Source organism: uncultured Brachybacterium sp. (assembly GCF_947500705.1).
Classification (GTDB): Bacteria; Actinomycetota; Actinomycetes; order Actinomycetales; family Dermabacteraceae; genus Brachybacterium.
The window spans coordinates 537,448-559,457 of sequence record NZ_CANMSY010000002.1; the positions used below are offsets into that span (position 1 = coordinate 537,448).

At 70.9% G+C, this 22,010-nt stretch carries 12 protein-coding genes; 6 read left to right on the forward strand and 6 right to left on the reverse strand.

Translation table 11 applies throughout. The annotated features are described in order from the left end of the window. The first annotated feature begins 48 nt into the window (after positions 1-48). A complete protein-coding gene (locus tag Q0937_RS05585; RefSeq protein WP_299300598.1) occupies positions 49-2,067 on the forward strand; it encodes a hypothetical protein in 2,019 nt (672 codons plus the stop codon). Here Q0937_RS05585 and Q0937_RS05590 read toward each other — a convergent pair. The 4 genes from Q0937_RS05590 to Q0937_RS05605 form a co-directional block, all read right to left on the reverse strand. Next, entirely contained in the window at positions 2,006-3,352 is a 1,347-nt protein-coding gene (locus Q0937_RS05590) for a glycosyltransferase family 2 protein (RefSeq protein WP_299300600.1), read from the reverse strand. The two genes, Q0937_RS05585 and Q0937_RS05590, sit on opposite strands and share 62 nt — an antisense overlap. Next, positions 3,349-4,179 (reverse strand): DUF5926 family protein, encoded by an 831-nt coding sequence (locus Q0937_RS05595; RefSeq protein WP_299300602.1) that lies wholly within the window; start codon positions 4,177-4,179, stop codon positions 3,349-3,351. The genes Q0937_RS05590 and Q0937_RS05595 overlap by 4 nt, the downstream gene beginning before the upstream one ends. Before the next feature lie 60 nt (positions 4,180-4,239). After that, positions 4,240-5,283, reverse strand: coding sequence for a glutaminase A (glsA, locus tag Q0937_RS05600; protein ID WP_299300605.1), 1,044 nt, complete (start codon positions 5,281-5,283; stop codon positions 4,240-4,242). 65 nt (positions 5,284-5,348) lie between these two features. Next, on the reverse strand, positions 5,349-6,965 hold the full coding sequence (locus tag Q0937_RS05605; protein WP_299300608.1) for an NAD-dependent epimerase/dehydratase family protein: 1,617 nt from the start codon (positions 6,963-6,965) through the stop codon (positions 5,349-5,351). A 333-nt stretch (positions 6,966-7,298) separates the two neighbouring features. Here Q0937_RS05605 and Q0937_RS05610 point away from each other — a divergent pair, with 333 nt between their 5' ends. From Q0937_RS05610 to Q0937_RS05630, 5 genes are all read left to right on the forward strand, one after another. Further along, positions 7,299-8,075 (forward strand): metal-dependent hydrolase, encoded by a 777-nt coding sequence (locus Q0937_RS05610; protein ID WP_299300610.1) that lies wholly within the window; start codon positions 7,299-7,301, stop codon positions 8,073-8,075. A 214-nt stretch (positions 8,076-8,289) separates the two neighbouring features. Next, the gene (gene pulA, locus Q0937_RS05615) at positions 8,290-14,226 is read left to right on the forward strand and encodes a pullulanase-type alpha-1,6-glucosidase (RefSeq protein WP_299300613.1); all 5,937 of its coding nucleotides are present in this window, start codon (positions 8,290-8,292) and stop codon (positions 14,224-14,226) included. Between the two features lie 410 nt (positions 14,227-14,636). Continuing rightward, a complete protein-coding gene (locus tag Q0937_RS05620) occupies positions 14,637-15,938 on the forward strand; it encodes a GAF domain-containing protein (protein WP_299300616.1) in 1,302 nt (433 codons plus the stop codon). Positions 15,939-16,044: 106 nt separating this feature from the next. Continuing rightward, complete coding sequence (locus tag Q0937_RS05625) at positions 16,045-17,568, forward strand: aldehyde dehydrogenase family protein (protein WP_299300618.1); 1,524 nt, start codon at positions 16,045-16,047, stop codon at positions 17,566-17,568. A 176-nt stretch (positions 17,569-17,744) separates the two neighbouring features. Continuing rightward, positions 17,745-18,773: an ornithine cyclodeaminase gene (locus Q0937_RS05630; RefSeq protein WP_299300988.1), complete on the forward strand. Its 1,029-nt coding sequence runs from the start codon at positions 17,745-17,747 to the stop codon at positions 18,771-18,773. 19 nt (positions 18,774-18,792) lie between these two features. Here Q0937_RS05630 and Q0937_RS05635 read toward each other — a convergent pair whose 3' ends face one another. Continuing rightward, on the reverse strand, positions 18,793-20,091 hold the full coding sequence (locus tag Q0937_RS05635; protein WP_299300621.1) for a uracil-xanthine permease family protein: 1,299 nt from the start codon (positions 20,089-20,091) through the stop codon (positions 18,793-18,795). A 38-nt stretch (positions 20,092-20,129) separates the two neighbouring features. Beyond that, positions 20,130-21,887, reverse strand: coding sequence for a hypothetical protein (locus Q0937_RS05640; RefSeq protein ID WP_299300624.1), 1,758 nt, complete (start codon positions 21,885-21,887; stop codon positions 20,130-20,132). Positions 21,888-22,010 lie beyond the last annotated feature (123 nt).

Sequence of the window (22,010 nt, forward strand, 5' to 3'; positions counted from 1 at the left end):
GGCCGCGCAGCGCAGTCCTTCCCCGACGCCTCCCCGTAGCATCGGAGCGTGCTCCAGGACCTGCCTACCCCCGTGCGCCGAACGCCGCTCGCCGTGCTGCTCGCGCTGCTGTTCGGCGCTCTGCTCCTCGCCGGCGCGCCCACCGCCTCCGCCGACGATCCCGACGATCCCGTGCGACTCGTGATCGCGACCGCGGGGCTCGGCTGGGAGGACATCGACCCCCAGGTCACCCCGAATCTTCAGTGCCTCGCCGACCGCTCCGGCGCAGGTGCCATGAACACCACCTCGACCTCGGTCATCTCCACGAAGCGGCAGGGCATGGAGACGCTGCACACCGGATACCGCGGCCTGGCGGACGAGGCGCCGCGCACCAGCGGCATCCCGAGCCCGGCCCAGGATCAGTGGGAGCAGCTCGGAGTGCCGGTGAGCGCCGTGGACCTCAGTGCGTCTCCGACGGACTCCGCGTACACCCAGATCGCCGACGCGCTCGCCGCAGGCGACCTGGTCCAGGTCACCGTCCCCTCGTTGCCCGATGCCGACGATCCAGCCCGCACCCAGGCCCTGGTCGCCCTCGACGGCGCCGTCGGCGCGATCCTCGACGAGCTCGGCGGCTGCGAGAGCGCGGGCCTCCCCCGCACCCTGCTGGTCTCCGTCGCCGCGACCGACCCCGAGCACCCGGAGTCGGTCGAGCAGCCGGGCGCGGTCGCCTCGCGCACAGCGGGCCTGCAGGTCGCCCTCGACACCGCCTTCCCCGGCAAGGCGCTGACCAGCGGGGCCACCAAGCAGACCGGCGTGGTGGTGCTCACCGATGTGCTCGCCACGATCCTCACCTCCTATGACGCCGCGGCCGACGGGCTGATCCCCGGCCAGCCGTTCCGCGGCGCCGACCACGACGATCCGCAGCAGCTGGCGCTGGATCGCTCCGAGGCCGCGGCGCAGGTCGATGCCGCGACCGTGCCCGCGCTCGGCTCCTGGTTCGTGCTCGGCGTGATCGGGATCGTGATCCTGCTGGTCCCGCCGCTGGCGAGGCGTCCCCGGCTCGCCGCCGTCGGCCGCGCGCTCGCGGCGATCGCACCGCTCGCGCTCCCGGTGGGGATGTTCGCCTCGCTGGTGCCGTGGTGGCGCGCGGAGCACTCGACGCTGGCGCTGACGGGCGTGGTGTGGGCGGGCTGTGCACTGCTGTCGGTGCTGGTGCTCGCCGGTCCCTGGCGGCATCATCGCCTGGGCCCGGTGGGAGTGTCCGCGGCACTCGTCGCGCTGCTGATCCTCGGCGAATCGGCGACCGGGTCGCGGTTCCAGCTGGGCTCGCCGCTGGGGACGCAGCCGATCTCCGGCGGCCGCTTCTACGGGCTCTCGAACCACCTGTTCGGGATGGTGCTCGCGGCGGCGCTGATGGCGCTGCTGTGCCTGTTCGCGGTGGTGCGCACCCCGCGCGGCCGGGTGATGTGGACGGTGGCCGTCGGGGCCCTGGTCGCGATCGTGTGCGTGGCCCCGTCGATGGGCGCCGACTTCGGGTCGATGCTGGCCACGATCCCCGCCTTCGGGCTGCTGGCGCTGCTGGTCTCCGGGATCCGGCCGCGGCTGTGGCACCTCCTCGCCCTCGGCGCGGGCGGCGCCGTCGCGGTGCTGGGGGTCTCGTTCCTGGACTGGCTGCGACCGGCCGAGGACCGCACCCACCTGGGGCGCTTCATCGACGAGCTGCTCAGCGGCGAGGTGATCTCGGTGGTGGTCCGCAAGCTCGCCCAGAACGTCGCGATGACCACCGGCTATCCCGCCCTCGCGGTCGTGATGGTGCTCGCGGTGCTCGCCTCGGTCGCGGTGCTGATCCCGGGCCAGCTGCGCTGGCGACGGCTCGCGGCGCTGGATGCCGAGCACCCGGCCTCGTACTGGGTGCGCATCGCGCTCGTGGTGGGCACGTGGGTGGGCTATGCGGTCAACGACACCGGGCCGGTGCTGGTCGCGGCGATGTTCGGCATCTGGCTGTGCTACCTGCCGGCGGTGCTGCCTACCGGTTCTCCGCGTCCACTGCCGCGTGCACCACGAGCGAGGTGTACTCGTCAGGGCTGAGCGGCGTGGGCACGGACTCCGGGATGGTGGGCTCGCCGATGTCGAGGTGCGAGGCGATGATCACCGCATGCTCCGGGGTGAAGCGGCCCTCGACCGGGGCGCTCCGCAGCCGGGCCGCGAGCGTCTCGAGGTCCGTCTCCGCGAGATAGACGACGTCGTCGGGGGCGAAGTCGCCGTCCACCGGCAGCTCGCGCAGCAGGGCGTCGAGCTCTGCGGCATCCACGTCGCCGAGGGCACGGGTCTCGTCATCGGAGAACTCACCGTTCACGGGCAGGTCCGCGAGGGTCAGCCGACGCGCCACAGCATGCTCTGCACGCTCGGCCTCAGAGGCAGGCTCCGGGACGACGGTCCAGGTCTTCTCCTCGTCATGGTCCGCGGACCCTGTCGGCAAGGGTGCGACGTCCGCGGGTTCCAGCGGCTGCGGCACCTCGGCCTCCTCCTGTCCGTCCTCGTCGAGATCCGGGGCCAGGTGGCGCTTGCGGGCGAGCGCCCGCACCACGTCGCGCAGCTGCGCGGCGCGGTGCAGCTGGCCTCGCAGGTCCTTGCCCGTGGCGCGATGATGGAGCTCGGCAGGGATCTCCTTGACCCAGAACCCGCTGCTGAGCGCGTCGATCGTCAGCGAGGTCTCCACTCCCCAGCCCGGAGCGAGGGGGAGGCAGGCCTCCCAGGTCTCGCGGGTGATGCAGCGGGTGCCGGAGAGCGGCTGGTTCGGCTCCCAGCCGGTCGCCCGGTGGATGCCGCGGCGCGCGGTGCGCACCACGATGCCCATCCCCGCAGCACCCTCCTGCGGGGGCAGCAGCGCGATGGCCATGTCCACGCCCTCGCCGAGCACCGCCTCGACCAGCGGCTGCGCCGCTTCGGCGGAGCCGCCCATGTCCGCGTCGAGGAACAGCAGGGCGCGCGGCACGGTGTGGCTCGCGTCGATCACCGGCAGCGGACCGGTGTGGCCGGGCGAGCGCGGTTCGGCGTGCAGCTCCTCGGAGAAGCTCGCGCCACCATCGGCCCGCTCGGCGTCCTCGCGGATCGCGACCATCTGGGCGCCGGTCGCCATCGCGGCGGCCTTGCCCCGGTTCGTCTTGTGTCGCACCACCAGGGCGTCCGCCCCCATGGCGACGGCAGAGGTGGCGTCGGTGGAACCGTCGTCGATGACCACCACCAGGTCCACGCCCGCGATCCTGCGGGCGGACTCGATGGTCGCCTCGATCCGCTCCGCCTCGTTCTTGGCGGGGATCACGACGGCCACCCGCTCGGGGCGGTGCGCCGTCAGCGGCCCCGCGGTGCTCATCGCAGCGTCACCTGACGGGCGACGATGCCGCCTCGCGCCCGACGCTCGAGGGTGGTCAGCGGCTCGGTCGAGCCGAGCGCCTCTTCGAAGCGGGCGCGGAAGGCCTCTGCCTCGGCCTCGGCGGCCTCGACCCCGGAGCCCTTCGCGAGGTCCCAGACCGGGATCGACAGGCCCTCGGCGCGGAAGGAGCCGACGTACTTGGCGCCCTCGCAGATCGCGGATTCGCGGCGGGCGTGGAGGCGGGTGACCGCGTCGATCACCTTCTCCTCGTCGGCGTCGAGCACCCAGCGCACGTGCTCCTTCGCACCGGCGTCGACCCAGTAGGCGTGGGGCAGGCCCGCGACCGCGCGGGTCTGCATGATCGAGTCGTTCGCCTGGGAGATCGCCTGGTCGATCTCACCGGTGCGCTCGGCGCTGGGGTCGAGCCAGAACTCGAAGGTGTCCTGCACCTGGAGCTCGAAGTCGCCGCTGAGGTCGAGGATGTCCTGCAGCCGCGGGGCGTCCTCGTCGAGGGTGACGGTGGTGATCGGGTTGCCGGGTTCGAGTGCGGCGGCGAGCTTGATCGCCTGGCCGATCCCGCGCGAGAGATCGCCTCCGGGGTAGGCGGCCTGGATGCCGACGGTGACGGAGCCGTCGGTGCGGCGCACCGCGGGCCAGGCCATCGGCAGGATCGTCGCGAGCTCGACGTCGAGGGAGCCGTACTCCGCGGTCGTCTTCGCGGCCATCGTCGCCGCCGGGATCAGCTGACGCATGGCCACCAGGTCCGGTTCGTTCGGCAGGCCCTCGAAGGGGCGGCGGACCAGGTCGTTGCTCGAGGTGGAACTCATGGGGGCGAGTCTACCGATCCGCGGGCGCATCCCCGCGCAAGGCGGCCTCGAGCAGCATGATCATGGGTGCGTGCCCACCTCCATCAGCTCCCGGGCGCACTCCTCCAGGTCCCGCGGCACCACGCCGTCGAGCATGTGCAGGGCGAAGTCCTGGCTGAGCCGTTCGAAGAAGTAGGTGCCGCGCACGGAGTTGCCGTGCAGGTCCAGCTGCGGGGCATAGCTGGCAAGGCCGAAGCGGGAGGGCAGGGCCGCGATGATCCCACCGCCCACCCCCGACTTCGCGGGCAGGCCCACGTCCCCGACCCAGTCCCCCGCGTTGTCATACATCCCGCAGGTGAGCATCACCGAGAGCACCTGGCGGGCGGCGACGCGGGAGAACACCTCCTCGCCGGTGAGCGGGTTGGTGCCGCCGGAGGCGAGGGTCGCGGCCATCACCGCGAGGTCCGTGACGGTGGTGAGCACGGCGCAGCCCTCGACGTAGCCGGCGACCACCTCGGCGGCGTCCTCACTCATCGAGCCGGCCGCTCGCAGCATGTAGGCGAGTGCCAGGTTCCGGTCGGCGGTGGTCAGCTCCTCGTCGCGGGTCTCCTCGTGCAGCTCGAGGGGACGGCCGGCGGCGGCGTCCAGCACCTCGCGCAGTCGCCTGGTGCGGTCGACCTGGGTGGGACCCAGCATGGCGTGGGTGCGGATCGCGCCGATGTTGACCAACGGGTTCTTGGGTTTCTTGGAGTACGGGTCGAGGCTGAGGGCGTTGAACTCCTCGCCCGTCGGCTCCTCGTCGACCACGGAATCGACGTAGTCCATCCCGTGCAGGTCGATCGCGGCCCCATAGGCGAAGGCTTTCGAGATCGACTGCATGGGGAAGGCGTGGTCGGTGCCGGCGGAGGTGATCTCCCCGTCGATCGTGCACACGGCCATGCCGAGGTGGTCATCGCGCGCGCCGGAGAGATAGGACAGCTCGGGGATGTCCCCGACGGCCTCGGCGCTGCCGGAGATGCCGCGATCAGGCAGGATCGCCCCGATCTCCTCGGAGATCTCGGGCACCGTCGCCGTGGAGAGGGCGAGAGTGAGGCGGTCCAGGTACGTGGTCAGTGCGCTCGTCACGGGACCGACCGTACAGGCCGGGAAACTCCTATCGCACCCTGGCGTCGCTGCGCTTCGTACCGCCCTCAGTCCTGAGGGGTGTGAGTCTCGAGGTCGACGCGGAACGCGCGGCGACGGGCGTAGGCGTGGACCTCGTCGAGCCGCTCGTGCTGGTGCAGCGCCTGCTCCGCGAGCTCGTGGAAGGTCTCGGCGTCCAGGCCCAGATCCTCGGCGTTGTCGGCGAGGGTCTGCCAGCCGCCGCGCTTGCCGAGCACCGCACTGCGCAGCAGCTCGGTCTCGAGCACCATCGTCATCGGGGAGCGACTGACCAGCCGGCCGTTGTTCTTGAGGCGGCCCGCGTGCTCTCCGAGCCAGGCGACCGCCTGCCGGTGGGGCAGTCGACGCAGCCCGAGATCGTCGATCAGCTGCTGGAGGAGGCGGCGCTCGGCACGGATCTGCTCGGCGATCGAGGAGAGCGTGGGATGGACCGGGGTATCCACGAAGTCGGCCACCATCCGGTCGATGCGCGCCATACCCGCGGTCGCACCGGTGAGGTGGTCGGAGAGGTACAGACCGAGCAGTCCGTCGTCGATCCGCGAGGAGGTCCCGGCATGCTGTCCCCCGCCCTCGCCGGCGGTGATCCGGCTGCCTGGGACACGGGCCCGGCGGCTGTCGCGCGGTCGCATCGGCACCGAATCGGCCCCCCGGCCCTCGGCCATCCCGTCGAGCAGCTCCATCAGCGCGTCGGCGGCGCTGTGGCGGGGCTGCCAGTCCAGCTCCCGCTTGGCGCGGGAGTTGTCCATGACCGGGGCGTTCATCGCCATGTCCAACCAGCCGGCGTCGGCCGCGACCAGTCCGGCGCGATGCCCGGCGGCGAGTGCCGTGCGCACCGCGGGCACCGGCAGCTGGACGGCGCGACCGTGCCCCACGAGTCGGGCGAGGTCCTGCACGCCGAGCACGTCATCGGCGCAGATGTTGAAGGCACCGGGCTGCTTCCGCACCGCCGCCGCGGCGTAGGCGGCGGCCACGTCCTCGGCGTGGACGGCCTGGATCCGCAGACCCTGCGGCAGCGGGAGCAGCGGCGGGCGGCCTGCGCGCAGCAGCTGCACAGGCATCCAGCCGCCCAGGAAGTAGCGCTGGATCTCGGAGCCGGCCCCGCCCTGGAAGATCAGTGCGGGCCGCAGCCGGGTGACCGTGAGCTCGGGATGGGCGGCGGCGATCTCGTCCAGCACCTCCTCCTGCGCGACCTTGTCGACGCTGTAATGGGAGGTGCGCACGCCCTCGGTCGGCCAGGACTCGTCCCGGACCTCCCGCCCCGGGGAGGGCGAGTAGGCCCCGACCGAGGAGGCGACCACCAGGGTGCCCACGCCGGCCTCGACGGCCGCCTGCGCGACGTGCCGCGTCCCCTCGACGTTGACCCGTCGCAGCAGCTCACGATGGCTGTTCGGCTGGATCAGCCAGGCCAGGTGGATCACGGCATCCGCCCCGCGAAGGACATCGACGAGCTGCTCGGTGGCCTCCTGAGCGGTGGTCGCGGCCCCGATGTCCACCGCTGCCCACTCCGCACCGGCATAGGGCTGTGAGGAGGTCTCGGGCAGACGGCGTGCGATGCCCAGGACCGAGGTCACCTCAGGGCGACGACCCAGTGCGGACAGCACCTCGGTCCCGACGTTCCCGGTGGCTCCGATGACGGCGACTCTCATGATGTGCTCCCTCGAGCGCCGCGCGAGGCGCGGCACGGTGGCGGATCCTGCTGGACGTTCTCGGCTGAGCACCCAACGTAGGCACCGGTGGCCGCGAGGTGAAGGGCTGGGGCCGGACCCCGACCGGTCGGTCTCCCGTTCGGGGAGCGCGCTGGCTCCGCTGAGGGCACGCGAGCTGGAGGTGCGCGAGCTGATTCTCGTGCGTCCCCACCCGCCGGTACGCTTCCTCCCGGCCCTCCTCCCCCGATGACCTCACGCGTCCCACCAGCGGATCCGTCCGCGTCCTTCCCCTGGCGGGGCCACGCAGAGCAACTCCCGAGGAGGACGATGCCCATGATGGGCGGACATCACGCGATCAGCGGCACCGCCGCCTGGATGGCCCTGGCGGGTTCTGCCCCGGTGCTGGGGCATGCGGCGGGGCTGGACCTGTGGGACCTGTCCCCCGAGCACGTGATCGCCGGGGCCGTGGTCGCCACCGGCGCCGCGCTGCTGCCGGACATCGACCATCCCGGTGCCACGGTCTCCCGCTCCGGGGGCGGCCTCACCAAGGCGCTCACGCGAGTGGTCAGCAGGGCGGCCGGGCATCGGGGAGCGACCCACACCCTTCTGGCCGTCGCCGCCTTCACCGCGCTGGCGATGGTCGTCGACGGGCTCGACTGGCAGGTCCAGGTGCCCGTGCTGGGCGAGGTCGAGGCCGGCGCCGCCCTCCTGGTCACCCTCATGTGCGCCCTCGGGACCCGGGCCCTGAAGGTGGTCGAGGGACCGCTGCTGCCCTGGGTGGTGGGGCTCGGCTCGGGAGTGCTGGTCGGCGTCATCGCCCCGGATACCTCCTTCTGGCTCCCGGCCGCCGTGGCGGTGGGGGCGCTGACCCATCTTGCCGGCGACCTGCTCACCACTGACGGGATCCCCTTCCCCACCTGGCCGCTGACCGTGAGGCCACCGAAGCACCTCGCCTCGCCCCTCTGGCAGCGCAGCGGGGACATCGCCGTGCCGCTCCTGGGCAACGCCGGCAGCGCACGCGAGTGGCTGCTGTGCACGGTGCTGACCGGCTTCGCCGCCACGACCGTGATCGTGACGGTCGCCGGGGCGCCCGGGATGCTGGCGGTCTGAGCACCGCTGGAGGTGCCGGTGATGAAAGTTCTTGCAGGTTTGCGCATTCCGTTGAGGACTTCCGGGGCAGGCCGTAGGGTCGTTCCGACGCATCGCCGCGCTGTCGCGGCAGTTGCCAGGAGCCCTCTTGCAAGAACGTCACGTTCTTGCAGGTCTCCGTGCCTCTCCCCGTCGGCTCCGGCCGGCACCCTTGCCCGGACAGAGGAGTCCCCGCATGTCGGTCCCGCAGTCAGCACGTCCCCTTGCCACCCGTCTGCTCGCCGTCGGCAGCGCGCTGCTGATGGCGACGGCCACGATCCTCGGCACGGCGCCGCTGGTGTTCGCCGTCGGACCCGGCCAGCCGGTGCTCACCGGCTCTCTCCAGGACGAGCTGGGCTGCGAGGTGGACTGGGACCCGGCGTGCGAGGCGAGCGCGCTCGCCCCCACTGCTGTGGCCGGGCAGTGGGAGTCGACCTTCGACGTCCCCGCCGGGCAGTACGAGGTCAAGGCAGCGATCGGCGGCAGCTGGGAGACGGCCTTCGGCCTGGACGGCGGCGAGGACAACATCCCGCTGGCCGTCGCGGCGCCCACCCGCGTGACCTTCCGCTTCGATGAGGAGACCTCTCGGCTCTCGGTCGCGCTCGCCGACCAGGGCGGGGAGTACACCGAGGAGGATGCCGAGCTCGCCAGCGCTCCCTACCGCCATCCCGGCGGCGGCGAGACCTTCTACTTCGTGCTCACCGACCGCTTCGAGAACGGCGATCCGAGCAACGACACCGGCGGCGTCGACGGCGAGCGCCTCGATCACGGCTTCGATCCCACGGACAAGGGCTTCTACCAGGGCGGTGACATCGCCGGTCTCCACTCGCAGCTGGACTACATCGAGGGCCTGGGGATGAGCGCGATCTGGCTGACCCCCTCCTTCACCAACAACCCCGTCCAGGGCGAGGGCGAGGACGCGAGCGCCGGCTATCACGGCTACTGGGTCACCGACTTCACCACGATCGATCCGCACCTGGGCACGAACGAGGAGCTCAAGGCGCTGATCGAGGACGCCCACTCGCGCGGCATCAAGGTCTACTTCGACATCATCACCAACCACACCGCGGACCTCATCGACTTCGAGGAGGGCGAGTACGGCTACCTCGACCAGGCCACCAGCCCGTACCTGGATGCGGCCGGGACCCCGGTGGACGTCACCGCGCTCGCGCAGTCCGCGGACTTCCCGGCCCTGGATCCGGCGAGCTCGTTCCCCTACACCCCGGTGCGCTCGGCGGAGAACCAGGTGATGGTCCCCGAGGCGCTGAACGACGTGACGATGTACCACAACCGCGGCAACTCGACGTGGGAGGGAGAGTCCGTCACCTTCGGCGACTTCGACGGCCTGGACGACCTGATGACCGAGGACCCGCGGGTGCTCGCGACGATGGAGGACATCTACACCACCTGGATGGACTTCGGCATCGACGGCTTCCGCATCGACACCGCCAAGCACGTCGACTTCGCGTTCTGGCAGGCCTTCACCGCGACCCTCGTCGATCACCAGGGCGAGACCCCGGCCGGGGAGCAGTTCTTCACCTTCGGCGAGGTCTACGACGCCGACGCGAAGCTCCTCTCCCCCTACGTGCGCGAGACCGAGATGGACTCGGTGCTCGACTTCGCCTATCAGTCCTCCGCGACGAACTGGGCGAAGGGCTTCACCGCGCAAGGCATGGCCGGTCTGTTCGCGGCCGATGACTTCTACACGACGGCGGATTCCTCCGCCGCGGATCTGCCCACCTTCGTGGGCAATCACGACATGGGCCGCATCGGATATCTGCTGCGGGACTCCGACCGGCTCGGCGAGCGCACCGCCTTCGCGCATCAGACGATGCTGCTCACCCGCGGCCAGCCGGTGATCTACTACGGCGACGAGCAGGGCTTCGTGGGCGACGGCAACGACAAGGACGCCCGCCAGTCGATGTTCGGAAGCCAGGTCCCCTCCTATCTCGACGACACCCTGATCGACGGCGCGCCCTACGGCGAGGGCGAGCACTTCTCGACCGAGGCGCAGCTGTACCCGCTGATCAGCGAGCTCGCCACGCTGCGGAACACCACCCCCGCGCTCGCCACCGGCGCGCAGATCGAGCTGCATGCCGAGGACGGCGCCGGGATCTACGCCTTCTCCCGCGTGGACCGCGAGGAGAAGCTCGAGCACCTGGTCGCTCTGAACAACGCCCCCGAGGCGCGCACGCTCACCCTCACCACCCTCACCCCCGGCGCGAGCTACACCTCGCTCTACGGCGACCACGCCCCGGAGACCGCCGCGGCGGACGGCACGCTCGAGATCACCGTGCCCGCGCTCGGCGCCGTGGTGCTGGTGGCCGATGCACCCGTCGCCGCAGCTGCCGAGGCGCAGGAGATCGCGCTTGATCTCGTCGACGGTGCGAAGGTCGAGGGTCAGGCTCCGATCGGCGCCGACGTCACCGCCGATCGCTGGGCCGAGACCTCCTTCAGCTGGCGCCTCGCCGGGGAGGCCGCCTGGACCCCGCTCGGCACGGCGGAGGACGACACCCCACGCGTGTTCCACGACGTCAGCTCGCTGCCCGTCGGCACCCTGCTCGAGTACCGCGCGGTCTCCACCGACGCGGCCGGGAACCGGGTCGCGGACTCGACCACCGCGGTCGTCGGCGCGGACCTCTCCGCCGCCGGGTCCGAGGAGGGCCCGGGCGCGATCGACGAGCTGTCCGTGACGCTCCCCGGCTCGCACAACGCGGCGATGGGCTGCGCGGGTGACTGGCAGCCGGACTGCACCGCAGCCCAGCTCACCCTGGATGCCGAGTCCGGGAAGTACACCGGCACCTTCGACGTGCCGGCCGGCGACTTCGCCTTCAAGGTCGCGGTCGGGGGCAGCTGGGACGAGAACTACGGCGCCGGCGGCGTGCCCGGCGGCGCGGACATCACCTACACCCACGAGGGCGGGCCGCTGACCTTCTGGTACGACCCGGTCACCCATGTCGCGCAGAACAGCGCCCAGGGTCCGTTCATCACCCTGCCCGGCTCGTTCAACGCCGCGCTCGGCTGCCCCGAGGACTGGATGCCCGGATGCATGCGCACCTGGATGCAGGATCCCGACGGCGACGGCGCGTACACCTTCACCACCGACGCGATCCCCGGCGGGTCCTACGAGGTGAAGGCCGCTCACGGAGGATCCTGGGATGAGAGCTACGGCGTGGGCGGCGAGCCGGGCGGCGGCAACTACACCTTCTCCACCCAGGACGGAGAGATCGTGACCTTCACCTACGATCTGGCCACCCGTCAGCTGACCATCGAGGCCGCCGATCCGCTGACCGCCGTCTCCGGCAAGCAGCTGGGGCACTTCGTGGACGCCGGCACCATCGCCTGGCCCGCGAACCTGGTCACTGCGGAGTCCGGCACCCGCTGGGAGCTGTTCACGGCACCGACCGGCGGGCTCACCGTCGCAGCGGGCGAGGTCACCGGCGGCGAGAGCCTCGGGGAGCTGACCCTGCGGGACGGCGGCCTGGAGGAGGCCGAGCTCGCCGGTCGCGGGCACCTGAAGGACTTCCTCGCCCTCGACCTGCCGGCGCTGGACCGAGCGGTGCTCGAGGAGGCGCTGCGCGGTGAGCTGGCGCTGGCCCAGTACGGCCCGGACGGCATCGAAGCCCTCACCGGGCTGCAGATCCCCGGGGTGCTCGATGACCTCTTCGCGGCAGGCGCCGCCGGGCAGGAGCTCGGCGTGAGCTGGAGCGATGGGGTGCCCACCCTGTCGCTGTGGGCGCCGACCGCCCAGAGCGTGACGCTGCAGCTGCACGGCCCGGCCGAGGCGGCCGGTGATCCGTCGGCCGCTCGTGCCACCGCCGCGACCGAGATCGCGATGGAGCGCGGAGCCGGCGGCGTGTGGACCTCGACCGGTGCGGCCGAATGGACCGATCAGGCCTACACCTTCGCCGTGGACGTGTTCGTGCCTGCCCTCGGCGAGGTGGTCACCAACACCGTCACCGACCCGTACTCCGTGGGCCTGACCCTGAACTCGCAGCACTCGGTGGTGCTGGATCTGGAGGATCCGCGCTGGGCGCCGGAGGTCTGGACGGACACTCCGGCCCCGACGGTCGCGCAGTTCGCCGATCAGACCATCTACGAGCTGCAACTGCGGGACTTCTCCGCCGGGGACGAGGCCCTTCCCGAGGAGGTCCGGGGCAGCTACGCCGCCTTCGGGCATCCGGACTCGGCAGGCTCGGCGCGGCTCGGCGAGCTCGCCGAGGCGGGCGTGACCACGGTGCATCTGCTGCCCACCTTCGACATCGCCACCATCGAGGAGGACCGCGCCGCACAGGTCCAGCCGGAGCTCCCGGCCGACGCCGGCCCTGCCTCCACCGCGCAGCAGGCAGCGGTGACCGCGGTCGCGGACCAGGACCCCTACAACTGGGGCTACGACCCGCTGCACTACATGAGCCCCGAGGGCTCCTATGCGACCGACGGTCACCAGATCGGTGGTGAGCGCACGCGGGAGTTCCGCTCCATGGTGGGCGAGCTGCACTCGATGGGCCTGCAGGTGGTGCTCGACCAGGTCTACAACCACACCGCCGCGCACGGCCAGGCCGACAAGTCTGTGCTGGACCGTATCGTTCCCGGCTACTACCAGCGGCTGAACCTCGACGGCGGGGTGGAGAACTCCACCTGCTGCTCGAACATCGCGACCGAGAACGACATGGCGCAGAAGCTCATGGTCGACTCGACCGTGCTGTGGGCCCGTGAGTACCACGTGGACGGCTTCCGCTTCGATCTGATGGGCCACCACTCGGTGGAGAACATGCTCGCGGTGCGCGAGGCGCTGGATGAGCTGACGCTCGAGGACGACGGGGTGGACGGGAAGTCCATCTACCTCTACGGCGAGGGCTGGAACTTCGGCGAGATCGCCGACAACGCTCGCTTCACACAGGCCACGCAGGGGCAGCTGGGCGGCACCTCGATCGGCACCTTCAACGATCGACTGCGGGATGCCGTGCACGGAGGCAGCCCCTTCGACACCGACAAGCGCACCGTGCAGGGCTTCGGCAATGGTCTCGCCACGATGCCGAACGGGTTCGCGGAGGTTGGCGAGGAGGAGCAGCTGACCGACCTGCGTCACCGCACCGACCTGATCCGCCTCGGGATGGCCGGCAACCTCGCGGACTACGAGCTGCTGAGCTCGACCGGGGAGGTGGTGCGCGGTGACCAGCTGGACTACAACGGCGCTCCGGCCGGCTACGCGAGCCGTCCGGAGGAGACGGTCAACTACGTCGACGCGCATGACAACGAAGCGCTCTACGACATGAACGCGTGGAAGCTGCCGCAGGACACCCCCATGGATGTGCGGGTGCGGATGAACACGCTGTCGCTCGCGACGGTGACCCTGGGCCAGTCCCCCTCGTTCTGGGCCGGCGGCACGGACCTGATGCGCTCGAAGTCACTGGACCGCGACAGCTACAACTCCGGCGACCACTTCAACACGATCGACTGGACGAAGCAGGACAACGGCTTCGGCAACGGCCTGCCCCCAGAGGAGAAGAACGGCGAGGCCTGGGACCTCATGGTCCCGATGCTCGAGGATCCGCACAAGACTCCGACCCCGGAGGACATCGGGCTCTCCAGCGAGGTCACCCTGGACCTGCTGCGCCTGCGCTCCTCCTCGGCACTGTTCACCCTCGGTGACGCGGAGCTGATCCGGCAGAAGGTCAGCTTCCCGAACGCGGGCGCCGACGCCACCGCCGGACTGCTGGTGATGCGGGTCGATGACACCGTGGGCGTGGACGCGGACCCGGCGCTCGACGGGCTGGTCACCGTGTTCAACGCCTCCGGCGAGCCGATCACCGAGGCGATCGAGGGCATGGCGGGGCTCGGCTACCAGCTGCACGAGGTGCAGGCCGGCGGCGCCGACGAGGTCGTCAAGGGCGCGACCTGGGATGCGGAGAGCGGCACGGTCACGATCCCTGCCCACACCGTCGCGGTGTTCGTGGCCCCGCAGGCCGGAGCACCCGAGGAGCCGGGCGAGGGCGGGGAGAAGCAGACCGGACCGCCGGAGCACGCCGGAGAGACCGGCAGGCCCGACCACGCCGGGCAGCCCGGCCCGCCGCCGCACTCGAACGGGAAGGGCAAGGGCGCAGGTGCGGGGCGCTCGGAGGGTGAGGGCTGAGCGACCGGGCGTTCGATCGCTCGAGGATCAGGCAGACCTCTTGCGTTGACCGTCGTCGGACGGGGAGCGCGGATCAGTTCAGAGCGTCGTGTCGACATCGGGTCGTGCTGTTCGACGTACCAGTGAAGGCGTCGGCGGCGAGCGGCTGAGTACGCGGGTGGTCGCGGCCATCGAGACCACCTGTCGGCGGAGCGGACCCGGATCGCCGTGGGCGATGGGGTCTTCTGGACGACGGCAGTGTGAAGAACGGTTATTACCCTCACCCGCAGCTGTCACCTCGACGCGCATCAGTCCCTTTTGCCCCGCACCCGACGGCGCGGTACGGTCAGCACAGCTATGACACGAGCGACGACGAGGTGAATCGTGATCAACGCATGCCCTCTCGTTCCGGCCTCCCGGAATGAGTTCTGATGACCGCGATCCGCTGGTCGCCGACGGATTCTGCCTACCAGGCACGGCTCCTTCGCGCCCACGAGAACCTGCGCGCGAATGCCGAGACCCGCCCCGACCGGAATCCGGTGCGAGAGCCGGTGCTCGCCTCCTGGCGCCGCTCGCTCGCCTCCCTGCCCCCGGATGCCCTCCCCACCGGCACTGTCCTCGAGGGTGAGGAGCTCGCCGCCGCGCGGCAGGAGCATCTCTTCTCGTCGGTGCTGCCGCTGCTGCGCTCGCGACTGATCGAACCCGCCGTCGAAGCCGGGCTGATGGTCGCGCTCGGGGACGCGCACGGGCGGCTGCTGTGGGTCGAAGGACGGCCGCACCTGATCTCCCGCGCCGATGACATGGGCTTCGCCGCCGGCGCCGACTGGTCCGAGCGCGTCATGGGCACCTCCGCCCCCGCGCTCGCCCTCACCACAGCCTCCTCGATGCAGGTGGTCGGTGCCGAGCACTTCCACGAGGCCGTCCATCCCTGGAGCTGCAGCGCGGTCCCGGTGCTGCACCCCCACACCGGGAAGACCCTCGGGGTCCTCGATGTCACCGGCACCGCCGAGGCGGTCTCCCCGCTCGTCCTGCCGCTGCTCGAGGCGACCGCCCGCGCGGTCCAGGAGGAGCTGCGCGCCCTGCTTCCCGTCGGCCCTGCCGCAGCGGCCCCGACCTCCCGCCGGCCGCGGATCCTGCCCCGCTCCCCCGCCGAGCTGCTGCTCACCGGGCGTCGCACCCCGCTGCTGCGCCAGGGTGCTCGGAGCTCCGAGCTCAGCGGTCGCCATGCCGAGCTGCTGACCCTGCTGCATCTCTCGCCCGACGGCATCAGCGGCGGCGAGCTGGCTGAACAGCTCCACGGGAGCGTCGCGGCCGAGGGCACCGTGCGCGCCGAGGTGGTGCGGCTGCGCAAGACGCTCGCGGCCTTCCCCGATCTCCAGATCGTGTCGCGACCGTATCGCCTGCTCGGCCGGGTGGACAGCGACCTGCTGCGTGCCCGAGCCGCGCTCGAGCGCGGGGACCTCGAGGGCGTGCTCGCCCACTGCGTCGGGGAGCTGCTGCCGCTCTCCGAATCGCCCGCGATCCGTCGGCTGCGTCGCAGCACCGAGGCGCACCTGCGCGAACTGCTGCTCGAGCAGGGCACCTCCCCCCAGCTGTGGCAGTACGCGCAGCGACCTGGGACGGAGGACGACCTCGAGGTGCTGATGGCGATCCTCGCACTCGCCCCGTCGGACGCCCCCGAGCGCTCCGCCGCGATGGCCCGAGCTCAAGCCCTGCGAGGCGAGACGGACTGAGGCCGCCGGCTCCCCGCTGCATGCAACGTCGATGCAACGTGACCTGGGTTACGGTGCTGGGCATCCGACGCCGTCGTCGGCTCCGCACTGCAGCGAAGGGAACGCCATGACTGCCTATGCACACCCCGGCACCGAGGGCTCGAAGGTCACCTTCAAGCCCCGCTACGAGAACTACATCGGCGGCCAGTGGGTCCCGCCCGTCAAGGGCGAGTACTTCGAGAACCCCTCCCCCGTCACCGGGAAGGTCTTCACCGAGGTGGCCCGCTCCACCGCCGAGGACATCGAGAAGGCCCTCGACGCCGCTCACGCTGCCGCCCCGGCCTGGGGGACCACGTCGGTCGCAGAGCGTGCGGTGATCCTCAACAAGATCGCCGACCGGATCGAGGACAACCTCGAGATGCTCTCCGTGGCCGAGACCTGGGACAACGGCAAGGCGATCCGCGAGTGCCTGAACGCGGACATGCCGCTGGCCGTGGACCACTTCCGCTACTTCGCCAGCGCCATCCGGGCGCAGGAGGGCGCGCTCTCCCAGCTCGACGACGACACCGTCGCCTACCACTTCCACGAGCCGCTCGGCGTGGTCGGCCAGATCATCCCCTGGAACTTCCCGATCCTGATGGCGGTCTGGAAGCTCGCCCCCGCCCTCGCGGCCGGCAACTGCGTCGTGCTCAAGCCCGCCGAGCAGACCCCGGCCTCGATCCTGGTGCTCGCCGAGCTGATCGGCGACCTGCTGCCGGACGGCGTGCTGAACATCGTCAACGGCTTCGGCGTCGAGGCCGGCAAGCCGCTCGCCTCGAACAAGCGGATCGCGAAGATCGCCTTCACCGGCGAGACCACCACCGGTCGCCTGATCATGCAGTACGCCTCGCAGAACCTGATCCCGGTGACCCTGGAGCTGGGTGGGAAGAGCCCGAACCTCTTCTTCGAGGACGTCGCCGCGCAGAAGGACAGCTTCTACGACAAGGCCCTCGAGGGCTTCGCGATGTTCGCCCTGAACCAGGGCGAGGTGTGCACCTGCCCCTCGCGCGCCCTGGTACAGGAGTCGATCTACGACGGCTTCGTCGCCGACGGGATCGAGCGGGTCAAGGCGATCACAGTGGGCGACCCGCTGGACACCGACACCATGATGGGTGCGCAGGCCAGCAATGATCAGCTCGAGAAGATCCTGTCCTACATCGACATCGGGAAGCAGGAGGGTGCGAAGCTGCTCATCGGCGGCGGGCGTGCGGACCTCGGCGGGGAGCTCTCCGGCGGCTACTACGTGGAGCCCACGATCTTCGAGGGTGACAACTCGATGCGGATCTTCCAGGAGGAGATCTTCGGTCCGGTGCTGGCGCTGACCCGCTTCAGCGACTACGACCAGGCGATCTCGATCGCGAACGACACCCTCTACGGGCTCGGCTCGGGCGTGTGGAGCCGGCAGCAGAACACCATCTACCGGGCAGGCCGCGCGATCCAGGCCGGTCGCGTCTGGGTGAACAACTACCACTCCTACCCGGCGCACTCCGCGTTCGGCGGCTACAAGTCCTCCGGCATCGGCCGCGAGAACCACCTGATGATGCTCGACCACTACCAGCAGACCAAGAACCTGCTGGTCTCCTACTCGGAGAACAAGCTCGGCTTCTTCTGAGCCGGCCCCGGGCGGCTCCCGAGCGGTCCTGGCCATCGCTGAGCCACCACGCCACGACCGCCGACGGGCGGGTCGGCCGGTATCGCACCGGGCGGCCCGCCCGTCGGCCTATCCTGGAGGTCAGAGCACTCCTGAACCCTGCGCGATGACGCGCCCACCGACGGGAGATGAGAACGATGCCCCACCTGCTCGATGTGCCCGGCATGAGCCGCTGGATCCAGCACGACGGCCCGGAGCCCCTCCTCACCGGCCTCGTGCAGTTCCTCGAGGAGGACCTGCACCGCTGGGACTCCTTCGAGAAGATCCCCCGCCTGGCCAGCCACACCCCCTTCGGCGTGATCGAGCTGATGCCGATCACCGACGGGGAGCTGTACTCGTTCAAGTACGTCAACGGCCACCCGATGAACCCGGCCCGCGGTCTGCAGACCGTCACCGCCTTCGGGGTGCTGGCCGATGTGGACAACGGCTACCCGATCTTCTTCGCGGAGATGACGCTGCTGACCGCGCTGCGCACCGCCGCGCAGTCGGCCCTGGCCGCGCGCGAGATGGCGCGGGCCGGGGCGCAAGTCCATGCTCTGATCGGGGCGGGGTCCCAGGCCGAGTTCCAGGCCCTCGCCTTTCGTGCGGTGCTCGGGATCGATCAGCTGCGCGTGACCGATGTGGATGCCGCGGCGGTCGAGAAGGTGCGCCGCAATCTCGAGCCGCTGGGGTTCTCCGTCGCGCAGTGCGAGAGCGTCGAGGAGGCGGTCCATGGTGCCGACATCATCACCACCTGCACCGCCGACAAGGCCCGCGCCGCGGTGCTGCACCGGGACCAGGTGCGGCCCGGCACGCATATCAACGCCATCGGCGGCGACTGCCCCGGCAAGACGGAGCTCGATCCCGCGCTGCTCGAGGACGCGCGGGTGGTGGTGGAGTACGAGCCGCAGACCCGCCTCGAGGGAGAGATCCAGCAGCTGCCGCCCGAGTTCGAGGTGACCGAGCTGTGGCGGGTGATCACCGGGGCGGCCGCCGGCCGCACCGACGATGAGGAGATCACCGTCTTCGACTCGGTCGGCTTCGCTCTCGCGGACTTCTCAGCGCTGCGCTATGCGCAGCAGGCCACGCACGGCACCGACCTGCTGGAGTGGATCGACGTGATCGCCGACCCGGATGACCCGAAGGATCTGTTCTCGCTGATCACCGCGCACCACCCCGCCGGCTGAGCGGGGCCGGCGGCCGGCCTCAGACCTCGTGGGAGGGAGCGACCTGCTCGGCGGGCTCGCGGACCTGCTCGGTGCCGGTGGCGCGGCCCAGCTGGTTCATCAGGTGGTAGATGACCAGTGCCGCGGCGGTGCCCAGGGCGATGCCCGTCAGGGTGATGCCGCCGAAGGTCCAGGTCACGTTCGCGATGCCGACCACGAGGGCGACTCCGGCGGTGAACTGGTTCTTCGGCCGGGAGAAGTCGACCTTGCCGTCCACCCACATGCGCACGCCGACGATGCCGATCAGGCCGTAGAGCACGAAGGTCACCCCACCGAGCACACCCGGCGGGATGGTGAAGATGGCGGCGCCGACCTTCGGGGAGAGCGAGAGCAGGATCGCGACGACGCCGGCCACCCAGTAGGCGGCGGTGGAGTAGACGCGGGTGGCGCTCATGACGCCGATGTTCTCGCCGTAGGTGGTGGTCGGCGAGCCGCCGAAGCCGGCCGAGAGCGCGGTGGCCAGACCGTCGGACGTGAGGGTGCGGCCCACCATGTGGTCCAGGTTCCGGTTCGTCATCAGGCCCACGCTGGTCACGTGGCCCACGTTCTCTGCCAGCAGCACCACCACCACGGGCAGGAACATCGGCAGCAGACCGAGGTTGAACTCCGGGTGATGGAACTCGGGCAGTCCCAGCCAGGCGGCATCGGCGACCGGCGAGAAGTCGACCTCACCGCGCGCGACCGCCACGGCATAGCCGATCAGCACGCCCAGCAGCACCGAGACCCGGCCCAGCAGGCCCTTGAACAGGGCGGTGCACAGCACCACCGCGAACAGGGTGATGGTCGCGGTGACCGCCGACTGCTGGAAATTCAGGTACGCGGTCGGGGCGAGATTGAAGCCGATCAGGGCCACGATCGAGCCCATCACCACCGGGGGCATGAGCACCCCGATCCAGCGGGTGCCGACCTTCTGGACCAGCAGCCCCAGCAGCGCCAGCAGCACGCCGGTGACCATCACCCCGCCGAGCGCCGCGCCCATCGAATCCGCCTCGGTGGACGCGGTGATCGGGGCGATGAACGCGAAGGAGGAGCCGAGATAGCTGGGCACCTTGTTCTGGGTGATGAGCAGGAACAGCAGGGTGCCGATGCCGGAGAACAGCAGCGTGGTCGAGGGCGGGAAGCCCGTCAGCAGCGGCACCAGGAAGGTCGCGCCGAACATGGCGACCACGTGCTGGGCGCCGATGCCGATGGTCAGCGGCCAGGCCAGCCGCTCCTCGGGCAGGACGATCGCGTCGGGGGCGATGGTGCGGCCGTTTCCGTGCAGGCTCCAGCGGAACATGGTTCTCCAGGGGGTGGGGAGGGGGAGGGTGGGGCGGGTCAGGCCGCGGGGAAGTTCTTCCGGCGGGCCGTCTCCTCGGTGACGTCCGGGACGCGGTCCAGCAGCGAGATGCGCCCGCCGTCACGAGCCCGGAAGTCGGCGAACATCCTGGTGAGGTCCGGGGCGCCGAACTCGTCGCGCACCGGGGCGGGCACCGTGAGCATCAGCGCTGCGGCGAGACCGATGAACAGCGCGACCCCTCCGGTGGCCAGTCCTGCCCCGGCGGCCATCGCCAGCGAGTTCACGATCACGTCGAGGAAGCCGACGACCGTCAGCACCAGCGCGGCGACCACGCCGCTGGCCCGAGCGGTCACGGCGGGACGTGAGAGGAGCGAGGTGCGCCCGAACAACGAGACCACCACGAAGCAGCCGCCGACCACTGCATCGATCAGGTGCAGCACCGGGCTGCCGGGCGCCTGCCCCGTGGTCGCGACGATCGCGGCCAGCAGGTGCCAGATCACGGCGGCGGCATGCATGATCGCGCTGAGCTCGAAGGCTCGCACGGTGTAGACCAGCCAGTCGGTGCGGCGGAACGAGACGGGCATGGTCCGCACGAAGGAGCGGGAGATCATCAGCCCGAAGGCGGCGACCAGGAACGGCAGGTAGACGAAGCCGGAGGCGAAGCTCAACGGCGCGGCGAACTGCAGCCCGAGGCTGTTGTCGGCGAGTGCGGCGATCACCAGCGCCCCCACCACCGCGGTCGAGGTGACATACCAGGACCGCTCCCGGCGCAGCGCGGAGGACAGCACGATCCCCAGCAGCAGAGCGGAGACCAGTGCGTTGGCGAAGGTCATCAGCGAGAACGCCCAGCCGGTGGTGAACACGCGGCCCACGATCATCACGGTGGCGATCAGCAGGGAGAGCGCCGTGGCCACGGCCACGCCCTGCAGCGTGATCCTGGCCGCGCGCCGGGCCCGCGCCTGGGGCAGGTAGCCCTCGTGGGCACGCGGCTCGATGCCCAGGATCGCGCCGAGCAGGAGCAGCGAGACCCCGATGCCGATGCCCACCGGTGGCCCTTCGGGGAGGGACGCGAAGAGCTTCGGCAGGGAGAGCACCAGGTCCGCGACGATCACGGTGACGGAGACGAGCATCGCGGGCAGCAGGCCGACCACGCGCAGGACGCGCACGACGACCAGCGGCGGCTTCTCGGCGACCCAGCGCAGCAGGTGCACGATCAGCAGTGCCGCGAGCCCGGTGCCGATGGCGATCTGCCCGAGCAGATCCAGCAGCGGGCTCTGGGCGAGGGTGAAGGTGGTGGTCAGCGCCGTGGCCAGGCAGACCAGGGCGAACACGTCCCGCAGGGCGTCGAACACGCCCAGCTCCTTGAAGCGGTCCGGCAGCACGAAGCCGTTCAGCGGGATCTCGTCATCCTCCGCGTTCGGAGTGGTGCCCGAGCGCGCATAGGAGACGGTGCCCGGACGCGACAGCGGCGAGACCAGCTCCCGCTCTGCGTCCGAGTCGACGTCGCCGTTCTCCAGCACCGGGAGCGCGCCGGTCACCGGTGCCGGCTCCGCGGTGACGTCCGGGCTGCCGAGGTCCGTGCCGGCGAGATCCAGTCCGCTGGGGTCGACCGTCTCGTTCTCGCCGGCCGGCAGGGACGGCGCGGCGCCCCGACGCGCGAGCAGAGGGGTGGCGTAGCGGTCGAACGCGGCACGGTCCGGCAGCCGGTCGGTGGGCAGGCTGTGCGGGTCGTCGATGGCGAAGATCCAGTCGGCGTCCTGGTCCCGGTGCTGACCGTCCCGTGGCTTCCTGTTCATCGACCTTCTCTCCTGCTGTGCGACGCCCTGGGGCCGTCCGTGACTGCGCTCCGTGCGCGGGTGTGCGTCTTGCATCCTAGGGAGGGGAGGGGTGCTGTCCCCGTCGGCGCGCCGTGGAGCCGG

Bases quoted from the DNA above. Each gene is read 5' to 3' on its own strand.
- Q0937_RS05590 (WP_299300600.1), bottom strand. From the start codon at position 3,352: ATGAGCACCGCGGGGCCGCTGACGGCGCACCGCCCCGAGCGGGTGGCC.
- Q0937_RS05595 (WP_299300602.1), bottom strand. From the start codon at position 4,179: ATGAGTTCCACCTCGAGCAACGACCTGGTCCGCCGCCCCTTCGAGGGC.
- Q0937_RS05605 (WP_299300608.1), bottom strand. From the start codon at position 6,965: ATGAGAGTCGCCGTCATCGGAGCCACCGGGAACGTCGGGACCGAGGTG.
- Q0937_RS05610 (WP_299300610.1), top strand. From the start codon at position 7,299: ATGATGGGCGGACATCACGCGATCAGCGGCACCGCCGCCTGGATGGCC.
- pulA (WP_299300613.1), top strand. From the start codon at position 8,290: ATGTCGGTCCCGCAGTCAGCACGTCCCCTTGCCACCCGTCTGCTCGCC.
- Q0937_RS05620 (WP_299300616.1), top strand. From the start codon at position 14,637: ATGACCGCGATCCGCTGGTCGCCGACGGATTCTGCCTACCAGGCACGG.
- Q0937_RS05625 (WP_299300618.1), top strand. From the start codon at position 16,045: ATGACTGCCTATGCACACCCCGGCACCGAGGGCTCGAAGGTCACCTTC.
- Q0937_RS05630 (WP_299300988.1), top strand. From the start codon at position 17,745: ATGCCCCACCTGCTCGATGTGCCCGGCATGAGCCGCTGGATCCAGCAC.
- Q0937_RS05635 (WP_299300621.1), bottom strand. From the start codon at position 20,091: ATGTTCCGCTGGAGCCTGCACGGAAACGGCCGCACCATCGCCCCCGAC.
- Q0937_RS05640 (WP_299300624.1), bottom strand. From the start codon at position 21,887: ATGAACAGGAAGCCACGGGACGGTCAGCACCGGGACCAGGACGCCGAC.